Origin of the sequence: Bacillus pseudomycoides DSM 12442, from assembly GCF_000161455.1 — a bacterium.
Classification (GTDB): domain Bacteria; phylum Bacillota; class Bacilli; order Bacillales; family Bacillaceae_G; genus Bacillus_A; species Bacillus_A pseudomycoides.
Genome location: NZ_CM000745.1, coordinates 5,514,369 through 5,519,908, shown reverse-complemented (window position 1 = coordinate 5,519,908; position 5,540 = coordinate 5,514,369). Strand labels below are relative to the sequence as shown.

Below are 5,540 nucleotides of genomic sequence, written 5' to 3'. Positions count from 1 at the left end.
CGTGCTTGCGGTGTTTTAAGTAAATTATCAATTTCTTTCTCAATCTTCTTTCCAAATTCTTTAGCCCCTGCATCAGTACTATTTATAGGGGTATATATAGCAAACGGAATAGGTTGGTTCAGTTCTATATAAGCCCGCATTGAAAAACCTTTGTATTCTTTTTTATGGAACAATTCTTCAAGAATATAACTGTAGATCATGTCCCATCTATTCTCTATTTTTACGATATCCATATTTCTTTGGCTAACATTAATAGTATATGGTCTAATATCTTGATTCTTTAGTTTAGTGTTAATCTCTTTTTTTACCTTACTTGTATTTACAGTATCAGCTATTTCTAGGTCTACTGTTCTTGGTGTATCGCTCATGGAGGCACTAAGGAAGTCCTTTTCATCTACCGTTTCCATAATAGTGTCCATAACTTTTGATTCTTCACTTTTTGCTTCTTCTTTATCGTTCTGTTGACAGGCACTTAATAAAGTGGCTAATAAAAGAGGTAACAATAATCCTTTTCCTTTTTTCATCCCAATCTCCTTTCCAGTGATTCCTTGTTATATATTTGAATCGTATCTGAGCCTAGATTATAAAGAAAATACTTCAAGTGTAATTGACCTAACTTCTATTTTCATATTGGATTAGGTATTCTCCAAAACAAACGAAAAACCTGCATCTCATTTTGGGGGTTATTTTACTTTGCTATTAACTGAATTTGAAAAATATCCGATTCTTTTAGACCTAGAACTCTCATTTCATCTTTAAAAGTTCGCCAGGACGCAACTTTAATGGATTTTGTACTTTTATCCCTTAATGTATACACTCTTATATACTGTAGCTCTTGTTTTTTATTTTCCTTCACACTATCTTCCTCCGTTATTTTTAATCGATGAAATCATAATATCTTTTTAACGAAAGTTTAGATTTAAAACCTACCTGTTTTATAATTTGTTCCTCTAAAATTCCATGTTCAATCAGCCGTAAAATGAAGGTATTTCGAAGATGTTGTGCTGAAATTCCTTTTCGTAAATTCGCTCTTTTAACTTCAATTCGAATCATTTTTTGGACGGCAATTTCTGTTAGAGCTTTAGGCGCATCATTTTCATATGACCAATGATAAGTTTTCCGAGTAAAATCAAAGGCTACAAACAATGGATCATTGCTATGGTATCTTGGACGAACAGGTTCAGGAATGGTTTTGTAATAGTTAAATAAGCGCTTTTTATCGTCTTCAGTTAAAAAAATCGTTCTTTCTATACCCACTATTCCTGGTACTGAGATCGTATTGTTTTCAAAATGGATGTACTTCATCTGTAAACCGACAAGTTCTTGTAAGGATAATCCATTATGAATGAGCAAATGCACAATTGAAATGTTACGATCCATAAGTAACGGACGAACAGAACGTTGTTTTTCTGTTAATCCTTCTAATGAACTTAAAATGGACTTTAAAGTTTTCTCTTCCTCCTTTGTAATAAAATCTTCATCACGTAACGCACGGTTCGGTTGAATACTAAGTTGCATGCCCTCTAACGGATTTGGCAGTTTTAAATACTGATATAGTCTATTTAAGACAATATAAACACGATGCATTGTTTTGTCAGAGTACTGTCGTTTCTTCTTTAGATCGTAAAAATACGCTTCATAATCCTTTTTATCAAGTGTCGTCCATATATTGCATGTAGGGAGTTTTTTAGATTTTTGCAACCATTGACCAAAATCTTCAATATCATAAACATACCGTTTAATTGTGGAAGGTTTTCTTCCTTTATCTAGTAAGAAAGAAGCAAAATGCTGTACTGTGTCTTGGAATTCCTTTGTTGGCATAGCCTTATCATCCTATTTTTTTCTTTTAGTATATCAAATTTGGAAGTTAGCTGAACGTCTGTATGCTCTTCCAAATTCACACATAACATACTTAAATATTTTAAAAAAACATTTTATGAATAAAAAAAGAAGATTGACTGATCTCAATCTTCTTTTAGGAAAGGAACTAACCACCTTATTTTTATCATATTATATCTTTTGTTAATTTTTAATATTACAACCATGAATAACAGTTATATCTATATTGAGAAATTTATCACAAAATTAGTTGTAAATGTTTTTGAAAACGAAAGTAAACTTTTAGCAGAAAGTTTACTTTCGTTTTCCCTTAAACATTGACTTCCATCTAATTTCATTGATATTATAAAAAATTACGAAAAAGTATACATTCAAATCACTGAAAATAAAGGGATTGAAAAGCAGATGGATAAAAAGCAACATTTAATTGATGTACAACCAATTCGGAGCAAAGAACAGCTCGAAGATATGAAATGGTCTCTTAAACGTCATTGTTCAGATCGTGATTATATTTTATTCCTACTTGGGATTAATACTGGATTACGTGTAAGTGACTTACTTAAAATGGAAACGAATGAGATTTTAAAATTAAAGCGAAAAAAACGGAAAGAATTTAAAGTTAAAGAAGGAAAAACAAAAAAGGAACGTATCATAAATATTACATCTATTTTTGAGGAAGTATTTCCATACGCTGAAAATCTAAAAAGTACCTGGTTATTTCCTTCTCGAAAAGGTGATAAACCCATTAGTAAAATTCAAGCCTATCGAAAGTTACAAAAAGCCGGAGATTTTGCCGGAGTAGAATCATTAGGTACTCATACTATGCGTAAAACATTTGGATATTGGTTTTACAAGCAAACAAAAGATATTGCTATGCTACAAGAAATCCTGAATCATAGTACGCCACAAATCACATTAAGATATATTGGAATCAATAAAGAAGAAAAAGATAATATCATTGATACATTTCGCATCTAATTTATTTTAGGTGCTTTTTATAATCTTGTTCCACAAACGAGTGTTTTAATTGAGCAATAATCACAATAACCATTAAACTTTTTCAAAAAAATAACTCCTCTACAAAATTATACCTATCTATTTTGATCATTCTTTTTTCAAAATGGATTCTTTTTATTTAGCGTAAAACTTGGGATTACGAGGTGTTTTTGATCAAACTCTATTTCAAAGTTACAATTATAAATAAATAATATATGCTTTTCATAAGAAAATATGGTAACATTTTTTCGTGAATTATACTATTTTGATATTTTATATTGTTTTTTTTCGTGAATTATACTTGACGGAAATTAATTTATGAGTTTATACAAGAACTATACGAAAATGTATCATTTAATCTAATTAACAGGAGAAAATAATGAATAATTCCATCGACATACAATACTTGTGTGATCTCGTACATAAAACCTTTAATGTACCTGTTCACATTTTATCTACAGACAAAAAAAACTTATTTTATTCTACTTCTGATGATGTTTGTAGTCCTTTTTATCCTTCTAAAGAAGAACATCTTAGTGAGATTTATCAAGAAAATGATCCCTATAACTTTCCACTTTTCAGGGGTAACAGTTATCTTGAAAATTTCGTCCTAATTCATATTACAAATCATGATTATATAAAAGGAACTATTATAATCGGTCCCACTGCACATCCAAAGGTATCAAATGATATGGCCATTATGCTTCGGAAAAAATTCAGCTCAAATGATAAAATTCAAGAAGGACTAGCCTATTGTCAGTGCCTACCTAAGATTAAAAAAACTACTTTAATTGATATAGGAATTTTATTACATTACATGATTTTCAATGAAAAGTTAGATGTAGGTATTGTTTTGGAAAAAAACAAAGTGCTAGAAGATGCTCACTATAAAATCGTGAAACCTGATTTATATATTTTTAAACGCCGACAAAATGATTTTGAAAACCCCAACCTACCACATATACATAAATTTTTTTCAACAATCAAAGAGGGCAATAAAAAAAAATTAATACAATATAAGCGTTCAGTTTCACAAGAAGATAATGGACTTATGTTAACAGATGATGCTCTCAGAAATCGAAAAAGTAATGGTATTATTGCGATTACCCTAGCTACCCGATACGCGATAGAGGGTAAACTTCCAGCAGGTGTTGCTTATGCTCTTAATTATTTATATATACACACCATAGAACAACTAGATAATGCGCACGCTATTAAGCGATTAGTAGAAGATGCTTTATGTACTTTTGCAGATCGTGTGAAAGAATATAATACGCAAAATTTTTCAAATGCGGTTACTACATGTATAAATCATATTAACAAAAATATTTACGGTGGAATATCTCTCAATGAACTCGCTAGTTACTTGGATATTTCTCCAAGTTATTTATCTAAATTATTTAAAAAAGAAGTAGGGGTTCCTTTAAGTGAATATATTCAAAGGGAACGAGTGGAAGAAGCAAAAAGATTATTAACACTTACTACATATCCATTATCAGATATTTATGCTTGGCTTAACTTTAATGATCAAAGTTATTTTACAAGGGTTTTCAAAAAATCCACAAACATGACTCCTAGACAATACCGTGAAAAATATACTGTAATATAAGCTTGATATCGGGTTCTGGTGCAAAAACTTCAATATACGTGTAAGTAATCTCTAAAACTTTGACATACTGATCCTATTACTCTAGAAAGGGTACGTGATTGCCCTGGAAAAAGTGCTTATCCATCTCTCATAAAACGATTATGCGTTGCGTTCATCAGTATGTTTCTAAATTGGAGAAACGAATCTGACGTCGCCCCAAACTAATCACTCTTGAAGAGTCAATGAAACATATATCAAAGTAAAAAAGCAATGGATATATTTATATCGTGGTGTTGATTTGAAAGGAAACACAATCGATTTTTTCCTAAGCAAAACAAGAAACCAGAAGGCTGCAAAGCGCTTTTTCAAGAAAGCTTTGCGGCCTTTTCATGTTTTAAAACTTCTTGTTATAACGGATGGATAAGAATCCATTTTATTATTTTCATGTTAAGTATTGAGGTGGTTGGAATGAATTGTATTTCAGAGGTTTTTTATGACTATATAAAGATGTTTTTGAATAATATGGTAAATCAAAGAGCGTGATAAATTAAGTATTTATTAATAGTAATATCGGGAATTATTCCATAAAACTTAATAATATAACATATATTACTTGATATATCTACATTTTATGCAATTATGCATACCTAAATAAAGGTAAAAAAATATAAGTAATACCATTAAATTATTCTATAAGTATTTTTCTAAAATAAAAACTAACCCCCTCTAAATTAATATAGTTATTTTTTCATTGGATATAATAAGTTGTAATCATTATAATTACTACAATAGCATTCATCATTAATTTTATTAGTATAATATCCCCTCGCTCATATTAAGTATGTAACAATAAAATTATCGAATACATAAGATAAAATTCTACTATTTACGACAAAATTTTACTATATACGCAGCGGGAATTTAATGTTTTAATAAATAACATAACTGGTAGGACCACTAAGAAAGGAGCAAATTACACTAAATAGGAGTTTAGTAAAGTTGCAAGTAACATTATGTCGGTTTAAACTTTCTTAATATTCAGTTAATTCAAAAGGGATCTCGAATCACAAAAGTATCATATTTGTACAAAATTGGTTTTAAGTTTCTACATAGCAAC

5 protein-coding genes and 1 pseudogene are annotated in these 5,540 nt (G+C 29.8%); 3 read left to right on the top strand and 3 right to left on the bottom strand.

Annotated features, from left to right (window positions below; all coding sequences use genetic code 11):
- The 3 genes from BPMYX0001_RS27895 to BPMYX0001_RS27890 form a co-directional block, all read right to left on the bottom strand.
- Window positions 1-524 (bottom strand): DUF4030 domain-containing protein (locus tag BPMYX0001_RS27895; RefSeq protein WP_033799820.1); only part of this gene is annotated, 524 nt, incomplete at its 3' end.
- A gap of 164 nt (window positions 525-688) precedes the next feature.
- Window positions 689-856 carry a hypothetical protein gene (locus tag BPMYX0001_RS33485; protein WP_006097511.1) on the bottom strand — a complete coding sequence of 56 codons (168 nt, stop codon included), beginning with the start codon at window positions 854-856 and terminating at the stop codon, window positions 689-691.
- Window positions 857-876: 20 nt separating this feature from the next.
- Window positions 877-1,821 (bottom strand): tyrosine-type recombinase/integrase, encoded by a 945-nt coding sequence (locus tag BPMYX0001_RS27890; RefSeq protein WP_006097510.1) that lies wholly within the window; start codon window positions 1,819-1,821, stop codon window positions 877-879.
- 423 nt (window positions 1,822-2,244) lie between these two features.
- On the opposite strand from BPMYX0001_RS27890, the gene BPMYX0001_RS27885 reads away from it, so the two are divergent.
- From BPMYX0001_RS27885 to BPMYX0001_RS31790, 3 genes and pseudogenes are all read left to right on the top strand, one after another.
- Window positions 2,245-2,817: a tyrosine-type recombinase/integrase gene (locus BPMYX0001_RS27885; protein WP_006097509.1), complete on the top strand. Its 573-nt coding sequence runs from the start codon at window positions 2,245-2,247 to the stop codon at window positions 2,815-2,817.
- 397 nt (window positions 2,818-3,214) lie between these two features.
- Window positions 3,215-4,444 carry a helix-turn-helix domain-containing protein gene (locus BPMYX0001_RS27880; RefSeq protein WP_033799508.1) on the top strand — a complete coding sequence of 410 codons (1,230 nt, stop codon included), beginning with the start codon at window positions 3,215-3,217 and terminating at the stop codon, window positions 4,442-4,444.
- A gap of 116 nt (window positions 4,445-4,560) precedes the next feature.
- Window positions 4,561-4,860, top strand: a pseudogene (locus tag BPMYX0001_RS31790) (DDE-type integrase/transposase/recombinase); the annotation flags it as partial.
- Window positions 4,861-5,540 lie beyond the last annotated feature (680 nt).